Genomic DNA, 354 nt, shown 5'->3' with positions numbered 1-354 from the left:
CCCCTGTGCAACGGTCGAAACGCCCCTATGTTCCCAAATTAATCGCCTTGCGAGGAACCTCACGTCGCCGAAACGCGTTCTTGACGGGTCTGCAAGCGAGATCCCAGAATGCTCAAATCCAAAGTTTTTGAAATTCTTCCTGGCGATGGACGCCGTCTCGGCGCTCAGGTTACGGAAGAAGGCGTCAATTTCGCGATTTTTTCCGCCTGCGCCGAGGGCGTCGAACTTTGTCTTTTCGATGAAGACGGCAAGACGGAAATTGCCCGACTGCGTCTGCCTGAAAACACCGACGAGATCTGGCACGGCTTCGTGCCGGACCTGAAGCCGGGCGCCCTCTATGGATATCGTGTTCAC

Annotated in this window: 1 pseudogene; it reads left to right on the top strand. The window is 55.6% G+C overall.

Going from position 1 to position 354, the window contains the following annotated elements:
• Window positions 1–108: 108 nt before the first annotated feature.
• Window positions 109–354: pseudogene (locus AC1D0P_RS32690) on the top strand (glycogen debranching protein GlgX); the annotation flags it as partial.

Source organism: Polaromonas sp. P1_G2, from assembly GCF_056405515.1.
This window is presented reverse-complemented; position numbering and strand designations above follow the sequence as displayed.